Raw genomic sequence first — 17,260 nt, forward strand, 5'->3', positions numbered from 1 at the left:
CCTTGCCGCCTACTCGGGCTTGACCACCAGGTCGCGGTGGAAGAAGTACACCTCGCGCGCCAGGAACCGCCACTGCGTGCGGAAGCTGCGGAAGCGGCTGCTCGGCGTGGGCGAACCGAGCGCATCGATGCCGAGCCGGCGGCACAGCCGCAGCGCGCGCGCCATGTGCAGCGGGTCGCTGACCACGATCACGCGCTGCAGCCCGTGTTCGCTCAGCACATCGCGCGCCTGCGCCAGGTTCTGGTAGGTGGTGCGCGACAGGGTTTCGATCAGGATCGCGTCGCCCGGCACGCCCTGGCGCAGCGCGTAGGTGCGCGCGACCTGCGATTCGGAGAAGCGCGCGCCGCTGCCGTAGCCGCCGGTGAACAGCAGGGTCGGCGCGAAGCCGCGCTCGTAGAGCGCGATGCCGTGGCGGATGCGCTCGGTGAACACCGGCGACGGCCGCGTGTCGTAGGCGGCGGCGCCCAGCACCACGATGGCATCGGCCGGCCCGGCCTGGTCGCGGCCGCCCACGTACACGATCCACGCCGCCACCCCCGCCAGCCACAGCAGGCACAGCAACACGAGGCGCGGCAGCCAGCGGAAGCCGTGCCGGCGCGGCTGCCGCCGGCGCGCGGTGCGGCGTCGGCTCATGCGAGCCACGGCAATGCGTCGAGATCGACGTTGCCGCCCGACAGCACCACGCCCACGCGCTGGCCGGCGAAGCGCTCGCGCTGGCCGAGCACCGCGGCCAACGCGATCGCCGACGACGGCTCGACGACCTGCTTCAGGCGCTGCCACAGCAGGCGCATCGCGGCGATCGTGTCGGCATCGTCGACCAGGATGACCTCGGCACCATGTTCGCGCAGCAGCGCGAAGCCGGGGGCGCCCAGCGTGCCGCGCAGGCCGTCGCAGACCGTGTCCGGCACCAGGCCGGTGACCCGCTCGCCGCGCGCCAGCGACGCCTGCGTGTCTGCGGCGCCACGTGGCTCGGCCAGTACCAGGCGGCAGTCCGGTGCGCGCGCGGCCAGCGTGAGCGCGGTACCCGCGGCCAGGCCACCGCCGCCCACCGGCACCACCACGGCGTCGAGCGCGCCGGCCTCGGCGAGCAGCTCCAGCGCCGCAGTGCCTTGGCCGGCGATCACCATCGGATCGGCGTAGGGGTGGACCAGCGTCGCGCCGCTGGCGGCCTGGATGTCGGCGCAGGCCGCCTCGCGGGCGGCGATGCCGGGCGCGCAGCGGTGCAGCACCGCGCCGTAGCCGGCGATCGCCGCCAGCTTGGTGCGCACCGCATCCGCCGGAACCACCACGTGGCAGGACAGGCCGCGGGTCGCCGCGGCCAGCGCCAGCGCGCCGCCGTGGTTGCCAGACGAGTGGGTCACCACGCCGCGTGCGGCCAGAGCTTCGGGCAGTGACCACACCGCATTGCAGGCGCCGCGGAACTTGAACGCGCCCGCGCGCTGCAGGTGCTCGGCCTTGAACGCGAGGGTGCAGCCGGCTACGGCATCCAGGCCGCGCGAGCGGAACACCGGCGTGACGCAGGCGTGCGCCGCGATGCGGGCGGCGGCGCCAAGCACGTCGTCGAAGCTGGGCAGGGCGTCGGGCATGTCGCCAGATTAACCGGGATGACTGAGCCGTTCAGCTGAATTCCTTGCAAACGGGGGTGGGTTAAGCGCCAATTCAACGGCTTGGGCCGACTCTGGTCCGGCACACCTGCAGGGGAATGGTCATGATCCGCAAGTTCCTTCTCGCCGCCGGCGCCGCGCTCGTGCTCGGCGGCTGCGCAACCGGCTACGGCTACAGCGGCCACGGTGGATACGACGCCTACGGCGATTACTACCACGGCGGCGGCTCCAGCTACGGCTATGGCGGCTACGGCTACGGCGGCTACGGGTATGGCGTGCCCTACGGCGGCTTCGGCTACGGCGCGTACGATCGCTATTACGGCGGATACGGATCGCCGTGGTACGGCGGCGCCTCGTGGTACGGCTGGCCTGGCTACGGCTATTACCCGCCGTACCGCCCGCCACACCGTCCACCGCACCAGGGGCGTCCGGATCGGCCGGATCGGCCGGGCATGGGCATTCCCCAAGGTCCGAGCCAGTCGCAGGCGCGACCCGTGATCCGCGACGGCTGGCAGACGCGACCCGGGCGCACGATCACGCCCACGCCCGGACGCCTGGGCGCACCGGCCCCCGTGGACCGGCAGCCTTCGCGCATGCGTGAGCGCCCGCTGCAACGGCCGGCGCCGGACCCGCGCGCGTCGCTGCGGATGCCGGAGTCCCGGTTGCAGGCTGGCGGCGCCGAGGCTGGCGGTGCCAGGCTGCGCGCGCCGGCAATGCGTCAGCGCCCCGACGCGATGGCGATGCCGGCACCGGCGGCACGGCAGCAGGCGCCGGCACGGCGCGCCATGCCGTCGCGCCAGGTGGAGCGCAGCGGCACGTCGGCTGCGCGACCCGCCGTGCGCGCGCCGGCGCGTGGCGCGAGCGAGCGCCGCAGCACGCGCGAGGTGCTGACCGAGGCCCCGTAACGCGACCTGCGTCGCGTCCTTGAAACATATTGCCGCTTGCAAAGGTGGCCGCCATGGTCGCAAGCTAGGCCAACTGACCCGATGCGTCGCTTTGGGACGTAATTTGGTCTGACGATTGTCGACACCCGGCGGGGGATCCCGGATCCCCCCTGTTCCGCTCCCGCCGGGCGTCGGCGCCTCACCGGCGCCACTGGCCCGTTCTCCGGCCAAAAAAACGGGGCCGAACGTCCCCCGACGTTCGGCCCCTTCGCTTCCCCGGAATGCGCCTGGCCAGCCCTGTTCCAATCTCCGGCCACGTCCCTTCGGGGTCGTTGGCCATTCCGGGTGCGCCAGAACAGAATGCAGGTTGCGTGCCAACTTTCCGCGCGCGCGTGTACACGCCACGGGCAAACGCGATAATCGCGACATGCATCACGACTTCCATCGCTACGACGTCATCGTCATCGGCGGTGGCCACGCCGGCACCGAAGCCGCGCTGGCCTCCGCACGCGCCGGTGCGCGCACCCTGCTGCTGACGCACAACATCGAGACGGTCGGTGCGATGAGCTGCAACCCGGCCATCGGCGGCATCGGCAAGGGCCACCTGGTGCGCGAGGTCGATGCGCTTGGCGGCGTGATGGCACGTGCGGCGGATGCCGCCGGCATCCAGTGGCGCCGACTCAATGCATCCAAGGGCCCGGCGGTGCGCGCCACGCGCTGCCAGGCCGATCGCGCGCTGTACCGCGCCTTCATCCGTCGCGCAGTGGAAGCGCAGGCCAACCTCACCGTGTTCCAGGCGGCGGTCGACGACCTGGTGATCGACGCCGGCAGCGTGCGCGGCGCGGTCACCAACACCGGGCTGCGCTTCGATGCGCAGGCGGTGGTGCTGACCGCGGGCACCTTCCTCGCCGGGCGCATCCATGTCGGCGAGACCCAGTACTCCGCCGGCCGCATGGGCGACCCGCCGGCGACCACGCTGGCCGCGCGCCTGCGCGACGGCCCGTTCGTGGTCGACCGCCTGAAGACCGGCACGCCGCCGCGCATCGATGGCCGCAGCCTCGACTACTCGGTGATGGTGGAGCAGCCCGGCGACGACCCGCGCCCGGTGTTCTCGTTCATGGGCTCGCATGCCGACCAGCCGCGCCAGGTGTCGTGCTGGATCACGCAGACAACCGAACGCACGCACGACATCATCCGCGCCGCGCTGCACCGCTCGCCGCTGTATTCCGGGCAGATTGAAGGCACCGGCCCGCGCTACTGCCCGTCGATCGAGGACAAGGTGGTGCGCTTCGCGGAGAAGGCGAGCCACCAGGTATTCGTGGAGCCCGAAGGGCTGGACGTGGCCGAGATCTACCCCAACGGCATCTCCACCTCGCTGCCGTTCGACGTGCAGCTGGCGCTGGTGCGGTCGGTGCAGGGTTTCGAGCGCGCGCACATCACCCGCCCGGGCTATGCGATCGAATACGACTTCTTCGACCCGCGCGGCCTCAAGGCCACGCTGGAGACCAAGGCCGTGGCGGGGCTGTTCTTCGCCGGCCAGATCAACGGCACCACCGGCTACGAGGAAGCGGCCGCGCAGGGCCTGCTCGCGGGCGCCAATGCGGCACGCCTGGTGCATGGCCATGACGGCTGGTCGCCACGCCGCGACCAGGCCTACATCGGCGTGCTGGTGGATGACCTGATCACCCACGGCACCGTCGAGCCGTACCGCATGTTCACCTCGCGCGCCGAGTACCGCCTGCAGCTGCGCGAGGACAATGCCGACCTGCGGCTGACCGCGCTCGGCCGCGACCTGGGCCTGGTCGACGACGCGCGCTGGGACGCGTTCGCACGCAAGCGCGACGCGGTCGCGGCCGAAACCGCCCGGCTGGGCGCGTTGCGGGCGTCGCCCAACAACGCGACCGGACGCGAAGCGGTGGCCACGCTCGGCATCGAACTGAGCCGCGAATCCAGCGCGCTCGACCTGCTGCGCAGGCCCGAGCTCGACTACGCGCGGCTGGTCACGGTGCCGGCATTCGGGCCGGCGGTGGCCGATCCGGCCGTGGCCGAGCAGGTCGAGATCGAGACCAAGTATTCCGGCTACCTCGAGCGCCAGCGCGAGGAGATCGCGCGCCAGCGGCGCAGCGAGGACACCACGATCGACCACGCGTTCGACTACACCGTGGTCCGCGGCCTGTCGTCGGAACTGCGCCAGAAACTGGAGCAGGTGCGGCCCGGCACCATCGGCCAGGCGCAGCGCATCCCGGGCATGACTCCGGCGGCGATCTCGCTGTTGCTGGTGCACCTGGAGCGTCGCCGGCGCGTGGCTTAACGGCAGGCAACGGTGGACGCGCGATGCGGCCGCCGCCACCTTGATCACGGTTCCGCCGTTCCTATCTCCGCCACTGGCGGGCTGACGTGCCCGCCCGGCAACAACGGAGGAGAACATATGAACCAGATCAGCCGCCAGCGCGACCAGTGGCCGCGCGCCCAGGACCCGATGGGCCAGCTCTTCGACCGCCTCTTCGGCGGCAACCTGATGGGCGAAACCGGCAACGACGAGTCGTCGGTGGTCACCAGCCAGTGGGCGCCACGCGTCGACATCAAGGAAGAACACGACCGCTTCGTGCTCTATGCCGACATTCCCGGCGTCGACCCCAAGGACATCGAGATCCAGATGGACAAGGGGCTGCTCACGCTGAAGGGCGAGCGCAGCAGCGTGACCCGCGAAGAAGGCGAGCAGTTCTCGCGCATCGAGCGCAGCCACGGCATCTTCCATCGCCGGTTTGCACTGCCCGACAGCGCCGATCCGGACCGAATTTCGGCGAGCGGCGAGCACGGCGTGCTCGAGATCGTCATTCCGAAGCGGCCGGAAACCACCCCGCGCCGGATCCAGGTGGGTGCACGCACCACGACGCAACAGAACGGCGGATAACGCCGCGCCAAGGCCAGGGTCGGCCGGCATCCGCGGCTGCGGGTGCGGGCCGGCGGCTCAGTCCGCGCTGCGCAGGTTCTGTGCGCCGCTCAGAACTTCCACGTCGCCCGCGCGTACACGTCGTCGTCCCGGCGCGGGCCGGCGGCGCTCGCGGGCAGGTCGATCTCCTCGCGGCGGCGGATGCGCGCGTCGATCTGCCAGGCCTTCGAGGCCTGCCACACCCAGCGCGCCTCGAGCAGCTCGTCGTTGGGGCGGAAGTCGCTCGACAGCAGCCAGCCGTCGGCAACGCGCCCGTAGACGATGCCGAAGTCGTGGTCGGGCAGCACGTCCATGAAGCTGAAGGAGGCCTGCCACGACAGCGCGTCGGCTTCGCCGGTGCCGGAGTTCACCGCCTCGCGGCGCGGCGTGTCCGGCGCCCAACCGATCTCGCCGCCGAGCCGGAACCTGGTGCCGCCGTCGCCCAGCGGCCATTCGGCGGCGGCCTTGGCGGTCACCGCCAGGTAGTCCTCGAGCGCCGGGTCGGCGAGGCCGTTGGTGCGCAGCGCGGACGGCAGCCAGGTCAGCGTGAGCATGCGCTGCACCACGGGGCCGACGGCCGTCTTCGATTCCGCCGCTGCGAACAGGCCGACGCGCGAACCGCCATCGGCGAAGTCGAGCGGGCGGCGCAACGCGCCGGTGGGGCCGCGGCGGTCGTTGTGCCGCGCGATCACGTGCGTGGTCCAGTCCTGGCCCCGCCGCTGCCACCAGGCGCCGTCGGTCCAGGTGATGTCGAAATTGGTGCTGTCGTTCTGGTCCAGCGACTTCTTCATGATGTCGTCGATCGCGAACGCGGCCTGGAAGCGGCCCAGGCGCAGGCTCCAGGGCGATTCCGCGGGACGGTATTCCAGGTAGGCCTCGTCGATGGTCGCCTGGCCGTCCTCGAGACCCGAGGGCCCCGGGGCGTAGGTCCGCATCCAGAACTCCTCGCTGTCCTGGTCGCTGTCCAGGCGCGCGACCACACGGCCGCTGGCATGCCAGTCGCCGCCGAGGTCGCCGCGCACGCGGAAGCGCACCCTGGCGCGAACGCTGTCGGCGTCGGCGGTGGCGCCGCTGCGGGCGCGCGTTTCGGAGCCGACGTAGCCGAAGCGGACGTCGCCGCTGGTTTGCCACGCGTCGCTGGCCTGCGCGCCGCCAGCGGCGAGTGCCAGGGCGAGCGCCAGGGCAGTGCGTCCGGCGTGACGTGCCGGGGTTCGCCGGGCGAGCCGGCCTTGAATCGCGTGCACGTCGTCGACCTCCGGGCCATGCGGGTGCCGGGGCAGGGCGGAAACAGGCTGCGCCGGATCGTGGGAGGAGTATGGATACGCGCCTGCGGCGGGTCCTTGACCCGCGTCAACCGGGCGCGTGCCGCGCGTTGCGGCATCGGGCCATCAGGCGCTGATGCGCCGCCGTCAGCCGGCGTCGGGGTGGCGCTCGAGCCAGCGTACGAGCTGCTCGCGGTAGAACTGCAGCTCGTCGCTGTAGCTGTCATTCACGCACGGGTCGCAGCCGCTGTCGCAGCAGTCGCTGGGGAGCGGCGGCTCGGGCGGCACCGGGCGCGGGTCGCGGTCTGGGACGGGATGGAGCGTTTTCATCGCCCGCCATTGTCCCACGCAGCGCCCGGGCGAAGGTTCCGCCGCGCTGAACATGGCGTGCCAGCAGCGTGCACGCGTCGCGCCCGCCACGTCCGGCGTGGCGGGCCGACGTGGCCGGAGGCCGAAATCCTCAGCTGCGCTTCGCGCGGGAGAAGGCGTCGGCCAGTGCGCTGTTCGCTGGCGGGGCGTCTGCGCGCGGGGCGCCGCTGCGTGGACCATTGCCAGGTCCGCCAGCGCCGCGCGGGCCGGTGCGCGATCGCGGGTCGCGGGCACCGCCATCGCGGCGCGCGTCCTGCCGTTCCTCGCGCGGCGCCGGCGCATCATCCAGCCGCCGCGTCAGCGCGATGCGCTTGCGCGCCACGTCGACCTCCAGCACCTTCACTTTGACGATGTCGCCGGCCTTGACCACGTCGCGCGGGTCCTTCACGTAGTGGTCCGCCAGCGCCGAGATGTGCACCAGGCCGTCCTGGTGGACGCCGATGTCGACGAACGCACCGAAGGCGGCGACGTTGCTGACCACACCCTCGAGGATCATGCCCTCGCGCAGGTCCTTGATGTCCTCGATGCCGTCGGCGAAGGTCGCGGCCTTGAATTCGGGGCGCGGGTCGCGGCCGGGTTTCTCCAGTTCGGCGAGGATGTCGCGCACGGTCGGCTCGCCGAAGCGCGCGTCCGTGAACTGCGCGGGCTTCAGCGTGCGCACGAACGCGGCGTCGCCGATCAGCGCTCTCACCTCGCGCCCGCAGGCCTGCACCATGCGCTCGACCAGCGGGTACGCCTCGGGATGCACGGCCGAGGCATCGAGCGGCTCGTCGCCGTCGGCGATGCGCAGGAAGCCGGCGCACTGTTCGAAGGTCTTCTCGCCGAGGCGCGGCACCTTCAGGAGGTCCTTGCGGCGCTTGAACGGGCCGTTGGCGTCGCGGTGCGCGACGATGTTCTCGGCCACCGTGGCCGACAGCCCGGCGACGCGTGCCAGCAGCGCGCCCGACGCGGTGTTGACGTGCACGCCGACGGCGTTCACGCAGTCCTCGACGCGCGCATCCAGCGCGCGCGCCAGCCGGTACTGGTCGACGTCGTGCTGGTACTGGCCGACGCCGATCGCCTTCGGCTCGATCTTGACCAGCTCGGCCAGCGGATCCTGCAGGCGGCGCGCGATCGACACCGCGCCGCGGATCGACACGTCCAGGCCGGGGAACTCACGGGCCGCGGTCTCCGATGCCGAATACACCGACGCGCCGGCCTCGCTGACCACGATCTTCTGCAGCTTCAATTCCGGCGCGGCCTTGATGACGTCGGCGGCGAGGCGGTCGGTCTCGCGCGAGGCGGTGCCGTTGCCGATCGCGACCAGCTGCACGCCGTGCTCGGCGCACAGCTTGCGCAGCACGTGCACCGACTGGTCCCACTGCTTGCGTGGCTCGTGCGGATAGATCGTGTCGGTGGCGACCAGCTTGCCGGTGGCATCGACCACCGCGATCTTGCAGCCGGTGCGGATGCCCGGATCGATGCCGAGCACCGCCTTCGGCCCGGCCGGCGCCGCCAGCAGCAGATCCTTGAGGTTGTCGCCGAACACGGTGATCGCCTCGGCCTCGGCCTTCTCGCGCGCCTGCGCGAACAGGTCGAGCATCAGGTGCAGCTGCAGCTTGGCGCGCCACGCCAGGCGGCAGGCATTGAGCAGCCAGGCGTCGGCGGCGCGGCCCGCGGCGCGGATGCCGGCGCGCAGCGCGACGCGGCCCTCGGCGTAGGCGTTGCCGGCCTCGACATCGCTGCCGGGTTCCAGCTCGATCTGCAGGAACTCCTCGCGGCGGCCGCGGAACAGCGCCAGCAGGCGGTGCGAGGGGATCTTTGCCAGCGGCTCGGCGTGGTCGAAGTAGTCGCGGAACTTCTCGCCGGCCGCCTCCTTGCCCTCGGCCACCTTCGACCGGATCACGCCTTGCGTCGACAGCCATTCGCGCAGCTCGCCGATCAGCGCCGCGTCCTCGCCCCAGCGTTCGATCAGGATTGCGCGCGCGCCTTCCAGCGCGGCCTTGGCATCGGCGATGCCCTTGTCGGCATCGACGAAGCGCAGCGCGAACTCCTCCGGGACCTGCGTCGGGTCGGCCAGCAGGCCGTCGGCCAGCGGCTCAAGCCCGGCCTCGCGCGCGATCTGCGCGCGGGTGCGGCGCTTGGGCTTGTACGGGAGGTAGAGGTCTTCGAGCCGCGCCTTGCTGTCGGCGGCGTCGATGTCGGCGCGCAGCGCGTCATCCAGCTTGCCCTGCTCGTCGATGCTGGCCAGGATCGCCGCGCGCCGCTCCTCGAGCTCGCGCAGGTAGGCCAGGCGCGTTTCGAGGTTGCGCAGCTGGGTGTCGTCGAGGCCCTCGGTGGCCTCCTTGCGGTAGCGCGCGATGAACGGCACGGTCGCGCCGCCGTCGAGGAGCGCCGTGGCGGCGTCGACCTGGGCGGGGCGGGCGCCGATCTCGTCGGCGATGGTGGCGGCGATCTTGCGCGCGAGCGCGGGCGTGATGTCCAGCGTCGTGTCCTGCATGCAGCGGCTGCACAGCGCCGCGGACCGGTGATTGTCCCCCGCGTCGCGGGTGCGCGTAACCCGTTGACAGCGCCGGCCGCTCAGGCCTTGCGCACGACCTCGTCGGCAGCGCCGCGGCGCCGGCGCCAGGGCAGCGGCAGGCCGAGCAGCATCAGTGCCGCCCAGGCGAGGCGGCTGGAAACCGATTCGCGGTCGGGCGGCAGCAGGCGCGCGTCGTCGGCGGCCGCCTCGGCCGCGTCGGTGGCCTCGTCTTCGGCGGTGTCGAGCGCGTAGGCGCCGGCATCGAGTTCGGCGAGCACGCGCCGGGCGTGGATCGCCTGCGCGTCGGGCACCCGCAGGCGCATGCCGCCGATCGCCAGCCGCCATTCCCAGTTGGCGATCGCGGTGCCGGTGTCGTCCAGGCGCGCGTCGAGGCCCTCGGCCTGCAGCAGCCCGCAGGCGAGGTGCGCCTCGAGCGGATCGCTGTAGCTGGCGACGGTGGTGAACATGGTGCGGCCCACGGTACGCTGCGGTGATGCGCATCGCCATCCTCGCCCTTGCCGTGCTGGGCCTTGCCGCCGGATGTGGCGGCGGGGCCGAGGCTCCCGCCGCTGCCGCGCCGTCGTCGGGCATCGATCCCGCCGTGGCGCGCGTGGTCGAGGACTGGCCGCTGCCGGCCACGCAGCCGGGCTCGGCGCTGCCGGACCTCGCACGCGCCGCCGACGGCCGCCTGCTGCTGGCGTGGACCAACTCGCAGCCCGGGCGCCGCCACATCCTGCAGTTCTCCAGCTACCACCCCGGCGACCTGCGCTGGCAGACCGCGCCGGTCACCATCGCCATCGGCCAGAGCATGTTCGTCAACTGGGCCGACACGCCGCACATCACCGCCACCGCCGACGGCACGCTGTGGGCGCACTGGCTGCAGAAGAACGGCACGGCGCCGCACGCCTACGATGTGGCGCTCAGCAACTCGCGCGACGGCGGCATGCGCTGGAGCACGCCGTTCAGCCCGCACGACGACGGCACCGCCAGCGAGCACGGCTTCGTGTCGCTGTGGCCGCAGTCGCCCGACAGCCTCGGCATCGCCTGGCTGGATGGCCGCAACAGCGCGGCGGCGGCGGCCGGCGGGGATGCGCCCGGCGGGGACGCGGCTGGCACTGGCCACGCCGATGCCCACGGCGCGGTCGCGGGAGGCGCGATGACCCTGCGCGCCGCCGTTTATGGCCCCACGCTGCGTCGCACGCTGGACACGGAGATCGACGCCAGCGTCTGCGACTGCTGCCAGACCTCGGTGGCAGTGACCGGGCGCGGCGCGCTGCTGGTGTACCGCGGCCGCACCGCCGGCGAAGTGCGCGACATCATGACCACGCGCCTGATCGGCGATGCGTGGACGACGCCCGTGCGCGTGCATGCCGACAACTGGACCATGCCGGCCTGCCCGGTCAACGGCCCGGCCGTGGCCGCCGAAGGCGACTCGGCGGTGGTGGCCTGGTACACCGCGCCCGCTGGCGTGGTGCAGCTGCGCGCCGCGTACAGCGATGATGCCGGCACCACGTTCGCGCTACCGGTGGAACTCGACCGCGGCGAAGCGGTGCAGGGCCGCGTCGATGTCGCGCTCGGCGACGGCCAGGCCTGGCTTCTGTGGCTGCGCGAGGACGGCGACGGCCAGTCGCTGTGGCTGTCACGCCGCTCGCCGGACCTCGCCACCGAATACCAGCGCCTGCAGGTGGCCCGGGTCGCCGGCCGCGGCCGCGGCACCGGCTTCCCGAAGCTGCAGGTGGCCAACGGCGTGGCGCACGTGGTGTGGACCGACGTCGTCGACGGCGTGGCGCAGCTGCGCGGGGCACGCGTGCTGGCACGCTGAGCGCGCGTGCGGAAGTCGCCCTGGCGTCTCGCCTCAGCGCTCGTGGCGGTAGTTGATCGAGCCGCGGCTTTCCAGCGTGCTCGATTCGATCTCGATGTCGAAGCCGCGGCGCAGCAGGTACTTCAGCGTCAGCACCTGGCCGGTGCCGAGCAGTGACACGCCAAAGCCGACGTACAGCCGCGGCGACAGCTGCTTGCCCACGCCCAGCACGCTGCCGCCGAGCGCGCGCGACTGCATCACCCCGGCGTCGTCCAGGCCGATCTGCTTGCCCAGCTGCGAGGCCAGCAGGCTGCCGCCGGCGTTGAGGGCGGCGGAGGCGGCGTCGAGGTCGCGCGCCTGGCTGCCGCTGAGGCTCGACAGCGGCCGGCCCAGCGCCAGGTAGGCGAGCGCTTCGGCTTCATCGCTGGCGGGATCGGTCCAGACCCGCGCGCGCGGCGCCGAGGCGCGGCCGTCGACGTCGATGCCGGCGGTCACCTCGCCCACGCGGCGCTCGGCGCGGATGTCGAGCACCGGGTCGGCCACCGGCGTGTTCGACCACTCCAGTCGCCCGCGGGTGATGTCGAGTTCCTGGCCGTAGGCCTCGTAGCGGCCACCGACCTCGAGCATGCCGTCGCCGGTCATTTCGCGGCCGGCGCGCGAGCGCACGCGCAGGCGCCCGTCGAGGGTGCCTTCGAGGCCGAAGCCGTTGAGCGTCACGTCGTCGCCCATCACCAGCGACAGGTCGAGTTCCATCGCCATCGCCGGGCCCTTCCCGGGGTCCACCGGGTCGAGGATGACCACGTCGGGCGACGTGGAGACGCCGTCGCTCAGGCGCTCCAGGTCCATGTGCGCGCTGGGTACGGTCACCGTGCCGGTGACGCGCAGCGGCTGGCGCGCGGCGTAGCGCACTTCGATGTCGGGGCTGGCGACGGCGCGCAGGTCGCGTGTGTCGGAGACCAGCACGTCGTTGCCGCGCACGCGCAGCAGCAGCGGTGCGTCCGCGTTCCGCCAGCCGAGGCTGCCGTCGATCGCCAGGCGCCCGCTGCCACCGGTGCCGAGCGTGCCGGTGATGCGCGCCGAGCCGTCGGGCAGGGCATCCAGCCGCGCGCTGCCGTCGACGATCGCGATGGCGAGCGCCGGCAGCTCCGCGTTGAAGCCGCTCAGCGCCGCCTGGCCGCCGAGCGCGGGCTGCGCACGCGTGCCGCCGAGGCGGATGTCGGCGGTCAGCCTGCCGGTGGGCGAGACGATGTCGGGCGAGAACAGTTCCATCCAGGTGAGCTCGCTGGTGGCCAGCGCGATCTCGCCGTCGAGCGGCGCATAGGCGTCCCAGCCGGTGCGCAGGCGCGCGTCGATGCGACCGTCGCCGTTGAACGCGCTGCCGAGCGTGGCGTCGATGCGGTTGGCGTCGAACGTCGCCGCCAGCGCCAGGCGCTCGTACGACAGCACGCTGCGCCGCGCGCCCGGCCGCGTGCGCAGCGCGCCGCTGGCCGAGGTGAGGTCGACATGGCCCTGCCAGGCGCGGCCTGCCGGACGCAGGCGGCCGTCGAGGTCGACGTTGCCGTCCAGCGCCCAGGGGCGGCCGTTGTCCTGCTCCGGCAGGTAGGGCAGCGCCAGCGCCAGCGGCAGGCCTTCGCCGCTGACCGCCAGCCCCTGGCGTGGCCAGTCGGCGCTGGCGCACAGGTTGCCGCCGGCCGTGGACGCCAGGCAGGTGCGCGACAGCGTCCAGCCACTGCCGGCCTGCGCGAACGTCGCCGGCGCCTGCAGGCGCCAGCTGGCACCACGTGCCGGCGCGGCATCCAGCGATGCCAGCGCGCCGCGCCACTGGCCGCTGCCCGCGCGCTGCGCGCTGCCGGCCAGCGTGATGCGACCGATCTCGCCCTGTGCTTCGGCGTCGAGCTCGAGGTCTTCGACCGCGCCGCGCGCGCGCACCGCGAGGGTGTCGAACGCGATGCCGGCCTGCAGCCCGCCGGCATCGATGGCGAGTTCGCCACCACCGCCGCGCCAGGGCAGCTGGCCCTGCAGGCGCAGGCGGTCGGCGCGGTAGTCGCCGTGGCGCAGGCCGGTACCGGTCAGGTCGGCGCGGATGTCCGGCGCGGTGCGCGCGCCATTGACGGCGAACGTGCCGCGCAGCTCGCCGGACGCACCGGGCAGCAGGTCGTCGAGCCGCAGCGGGCTGAGCGCGCCGTCGACGGTGATGGTGTCGGTGAGGCGGCCGCTGGCGTCGATGCGGCTGGCGCCGACGGTCAGCGCGGCCTCGCCTTCATAGCGTGCCTCGGCGGCGGCGCTCGCCGCGCCCTGCATCGCGAAGCGCGCGTTGCCGGCCAGGCGACGGCCGCGCAGCTGGCCGCCGAGGTCGCGGGCGTCGACGGTGATGTCAAGGCCACCATCGCCGCGGGTGGTGCCGGTGCTGGCGATGCGCCCGTCGATGGCGCCGTCGAAGGCCGGCATGAAGTAGCCGGGGTCGAAGCCGGCGAGGGTGGCGTCCAGCGTCCAGCCCAGTGCCGGTGCCCATGTCAGGTCGCCAGTGCCGTCGAGGCGTCCGCCGGGCATGCTCGCGCGCAGCGTCTGCAGCTGCAGGTGGCCGTGATCGCCGCGGCCCTTGAGCTCCAGCCCGGCGGACTGCGTGCCGCGTTGCAGCGCCGCGGTACCTGTCAGCGCCCAGGCATCGCTGCGCCCGGCGATGCCGAAGTCGGCATCGCCGCGCACGGTGGCCGCGGGGTCGGCGCTGGCGCCGGCTTCGGGTGTCGGCGCCCACGACAGGCCGCGCGCGATCACCGCGTAGCGGAACGTCGCCGCCTGCGGGTCCTTGAAGTCGCCGCGGCCGGTAACGGTGACGCGGCCGTCGAACACGTCCAGCACCAGCGGCTCGAACGCCAGCACCTGCTCCTCGAGGCGCAACTGCGACGGCTGCAGCACGGCGCGCAGCGTGCCCTGCGCCAGCCGCCCCTGCAGCGTGGCCGAGCCGCCGGTACCGTCGGCGCGCAGGTCGAACGACAGCGGCGTGGCGCTGCTGCCGGTGCCGGTGAGCAGCGCCAGGTCGAGCTGCTCGCTGGCCGCGGCCAGCGACCAGCGCGGCGCACCGGCGCCGCGCAGGGTGAGGCGCGCGCGCAGCGGTGCCGGGGCGTGTCCGGTCAGCGCGATGTCGAGCGCCGCCACGTCGCCGCGTGCCACCAGCCCGAAGCGCGGCCGGGTGCGGCCGGCGGGTGCCGGCAGCAGCGCGGACGCGGTCAGATCCATGCGGTAGTCGTCGCCCGGCGCGTACTCGCCGCTGGCGGCGAAGCGGCCGCGGTCGCTCTCCACCACCACGTCGCCCAGCTTGAGCGCGCCGCGCCGTGCATCCAGGCTGCCGCGCAGCGTGGCGACGTCGACCAGCGCCTCGCCGCCGCGCAGCACGCGGAAGCCGTCGACCGCGATCGCGTCCGCCTGCAGTCCGATCGGCGGATTGACCTGCGGCAACACCTCGGGCCACTGCGGCAACGAAAACGGCTCGTCGACAGCCGGCGGCAGTTCCAGCACCGCGTCCTCGACTTCCAGCCGGTCGAGGCGCAGCAGGCGCCCGAGCAGCGGGCGGATGTCGGGGTCCAGGGTGACCCGGCGCGCGCTGAAGCGCAGCGCGCGTGGCGCAGCGCAGCCGCCGTAGGGCACCTGTTCGCCGTCCATGTCCGGGCAGACCAGCTGCTCGAACACCACGTCATGCATGGTCAGCGGGCCGGATGCCGGGCCCTCGGCCGCGCGCCAGGCGAGCGTGGTGCCGGCCGGCAATCGCGCCACCACCTGGGCGAGCAGGAAATCACGGCCGCCGAACGTGGACAGCAGCCAGTACCCCCCCACCAGCAGCAGCACCACCAGCGCCGCGGTGCCGATTGCACTGCGCCGTGCCAGCACGCGCATCCGCGCGCGGCGGCGCGCGCGCAGTCCGGCGATGCGCGCCTCGCGGTCCTCGCCGGTCACGTCGGGTGCCTGCGCCATGGCTACAGGTCCGCGCCGATGTTGAGGTGCAGGGTGAAGGGTGAGTCCGGATCGTCGAGGCCGCGTGCGATGTCCAGGCGGAGCGGCCCGACCGGCGAGCGCCAGCGCAGGCCGATGCCGACGCCGGTGCGGATGTCGGGTGAGCTGTCGTAGGCGCTGCCGGCGTCGACGAACGCGGCCACGCCCCAGCTGCCGCGGAAATAGTGCTCGTATTCCGCGCTCGCGGTGAACACGTGGCGCGCGCCGAGCGCGAAGCTGTCGTCATCGGCATCGACCACGCGCGGGCCGACCTCGCGCCATTCGTAGCCACGGACGCTGCCGTCGCCGCCGGCGTAGAAGCGCAGGCTCGGCGGCATGTCGACCAGCGCGCTGGTCGACGTCTGGCCGAACTCGCCGCGCAGGATCAGGCGGTCGAGGTCGCCGAACCCCAGGTACCAGTGCCCGCGCGCGTGCACCTGGGCGAAGCTCGCCTCCGAGCCGAGGCCCTCGGCGCCGCCGCGCAGCAGCAGGTGGCCGCTGTAGCCGCTGCGCGGGAACAGCGGGTCGTCGAGGTCGACGTAGCTGGCGCGCAGCGAGGGATAGGTAAAGGTGGCGTAGCGGTACAGCGCCGGCGTGCCGGGATCGTTGTCGTCCTCGTATTCGTACGCCCAGCGCTCGCGCAGTGCGTGCACCGCGGCGACCAGGTTGAGGTTGCGGTTGTACTGGCCGCTGCGGCTGGCCACGAACTCGACGCGACGGGTGTCGATGTAGTCGGTCTGCTCGTCGGCGGCCTGCAGGCTGGCGGTGTACCAGCCGTCAAGCCAAAGGAAGGCCGGGATGCGGTACTGCAGGGTCAGCGTCTTGCGCTTGCGCGCGTAGTCGAGCTGCGCCAGCGCCTTGTGGCCGCGGTCGTTGACGTAGCGGCGCTCCAGGCCGAGGCGCACGCCCGGGCCGCTGTCGGTGCCGTAGGACAGGCCGGCCGTGTACACGTCGCGCTTGGCGGGCGTGAGCACCACGTCCACCGGCACCGCGCCATCCACCGCTTCCTCGATGCGCGGCTGGATGTCGATGCGGCTGAAGTAGTCCAGCCGCGCCAGCGAGGTGCGCAGCCGGTCGAGGCGGCCCTGGTGGTAGTAGTCGCCCTCGTTCCAGTACATCAGGCGCTCGAGCAGGTCGTTGCGCACCACCCCCCTGGGCTGCTGCAGGAAACGCGTCGCGCCCATGTCGTAGCGCGCGCCGCTGGTCCACACCAGTTCGATGTCGGCGGCGTGATCGGCGCGGGTGACCTCCACGCGGCGCGCGGAGAAGTCGGCGTCGAAGTAGCCGCGCTCGGCGAGGCGGCGGCTGATGCGCGTCTTGCTGGATTCGTAGGTCGGGTGGTGGAAGATCGAGCCCTCCCGCGGCAGGAAGGCGTCGAGCTCCTCTTCCAGGTAGCGGTCGTCGTGGCCCTCGCCAAGGATGGCGATGTCGGCGCGGCGCACGCGCACCGGCTCGCCCGGTTCCACGGTGATCACCACCGCGACCGGGCCGCGGCTGTCCGCGCCGGCCCCATCGCCGGCGCGCACCTCGCGCGCCACCGTGGCCACGCTCTCGGCCTCGTCTTCGGGCGGGGCGGCGGTATCCAGCACCACCCGGCGGGCGCCGTCGCGCTCGCGTTCCACCACGATCCGCGGCGAGTAGTAACCGAATGGCTCCAGCGCCTCGCGCGTCTCGTCGCCCGCGGCGCGCAGCATGTAGCCGAGGCGCCGCGCCGTGACGTCGCTGCCGATCGCGCCGCCCAGCGACAGCGCCGTGCGCACGTTGTCCTCGAGCTCCTCGTCCAGGCCGCGGATCTCCACCGACGACACCTTCACCGCATGCGCAAGGCCGCCGATCGACAACAGGAAGACGGCGATGGCGGCGCGGGAGGCTGGATGCATCGCGCGAGGATACCGGTCCGGCGTCAAGCCACGATTAACGG

Annotated in this window: 12 protein-coding genes; 4 read left to right on the forward strand and 8 right to left on the reverse strand. The window is 73.0% G+C overall.

Annotated features, from left to right (window positions below; genetic code table 11):
- Positions 1-9 precede the first annotated feature (9 nt).
- Entirely contained in the window at positions 10-633 is a 624-nt protein-coding gene (locus tag H5368_RS09770) for a YdcF family protein (protein WP_182824094.1), read from the reverse strand.
- A complete protein-coding gene (locus tag H5368_RS09775) occupies positions 630-1,586 on the reverse strand; it encodes a pyridoxal-phosphate dependent enzyme (RefSeq protein WP_182824096.1) in 957 nt (318 codons plus the stop codon). The genes H5368_RS09770 and H5368_RS09775 overlap by 4 nt, the downstream gene beginning before the upstream one ends.
- A 122-nt stretch (positions 1,587-1,708) precedes the next feature.
- Between H5368_RS09775 and H5368_RS09780 the strand changes: the two genes are divergently transcribed.
- The 3 genes from H5368_RS09780 (at position 1,709) to H5368_RS09790 (ending at position 5,402) form a co-directional block, all read left to right on the forward strand.
- On the forward strand, positions 1,709-2,509 hold the full coding sequence (locus H5368_RS09780) for a hypothetical protein (RefSeq protein ID WP_182825335.1): 801 nt from the start codon (positions 1,709-1,711) through the stop codon (positions 2,507-2,509).
- A gap of 406 nt (positions 2,510-2,915) precedes the next feature.
- Positions 2,916-4,799 (forward strand): tRNA uridine-5-carboxymethylaminomethyl(34) synthesis enzyme MnmG, encoded by a 1,884-nt coding sequence (mnmG, locus tag H5368_RS09785; protein WP_182824098.1) that lies wholly within the window; start codon positions 2,916-2,918, stop codon positions 4,797-4,799.
- Between the two features lie 117 nt (positions 4,800-4,916).
- Positions 4,917-5,402, forward strand: a complete 486-nt coding sequence (locus H5368_RS09790) for an Hsp20/alpha crystallin family protein (protein ID WP_182824100.1) — start codon at positions 4,917-4,919, stop codon at positions 5,400-5,402.
- Between the two features lie 89 nt (positions 5,403-5,491).
- Here the strand turns inward: H5368_RS09790 and H5368_RS09795 are convergent, their stop codons facing one another.
- The 4 genes from H5368_RS09795 to H5368_RS09810 form a co-directional block, all read right to left on the reverse strand.
- Positions 5,492-6,664 (reverse strand): porin, encoded by a 1,173-nt coding sequence (locus H5368_RS09795; protein WP_182824102.1) that lies wholly within the window; start codon positions 6,662-6,664, stop codon positions 5,492-5,494.
- 165 nt (positions 6,665-6,829) lie between these two features.
- A complete protein-coding gene (locus H5368_RS09800; protein WP_182824104.1) occupies positions 6,830-7,012 on the reverse strand; it encodes an oxidoreductase-like domain-containing protein in 183 nt (60 codons plus the stop codon).
- Between the two features lie 130 nt (positions 7,013-7,142).
- The gene (locus H5368_RS09805) at positions 7,143-9,530 is read right to left on the reverse strand and encodes a Tex family protein (protein WP_182824105.1); all 2,388 of its coding nucleotides are present in this window, start codon (positions 9,528-9,530) and stop codon (positions 7,143-7,145) included.
- An 80-nt stretch (positions 9,531-9,610) separates the two neighbouring features.
- A complete protein-coding gene (locus tag H5368_RS09810) occupies positions 9,611-10,030 on the reverse strand; it encodes a DUF2007 domain-containing protein (protein WP_182824108.1) in 420 nt (139 codons plus the stop codon).
- Positions 10,031-10,044: 14 nt separating this feature from the next.
- Between H5368_RS09810 and H5368_RS09815 the strand changes: the two genes are divergently transcribed.
- Entirely contained in the window at positions 10,045-11,373 is a 1,329-nt protein-coding gene (locus tag H5368_RS09815) for a hypothetical protein (RefSeq protein WP_182824110.1), read from the forward strand.
- A 33-nt stretch (positions 11,374-11,406) separates the two neighbouring features.
- On the opposite strand, the gene H5368_RS09820 is transcribed toward H5368_RS09815, so the two are convergent.
- Together H5368_RS09820 and H5368_RS09825 are read right to left on the reverse strand one after the other, a co-directional pair.
- Positions 11,407-15,321 (reverse strand): translocation/assembly module TamB domain-containing protein, encoded by a 3,915-nt coding sequence (locus H5368_RS09820; RefSeq protein WP_182824112.1) that lies wholly within the window; start codon positions 15,319-15,321, stop codon positions 11,407-11,409.
- A gap of 2 nt (positions 15,322-15,323) precedes the next feature.
- On the reverse strand, positions 15,324-17,219 hold the full coding sequence (locus H5368_RS09825) for an autotransporter assembly complex family protein (protein WP_182824114.1): 1,896 nt from the start codon (positions 17,217-17,219) through the stop codon (positions 15,324-15,326).
- Positions 17,220-17,260 lie beyond the last annotated feature (41 nt).

Source organism: Luteimonas sp. MC1782, from assembly GCF_014164605.1.
Lineage (GTDB): Bacteria > Pseudomonadota > Gammaproteobacteria > Xanthomonadales > Xanthomonadaceae > Luteimonas.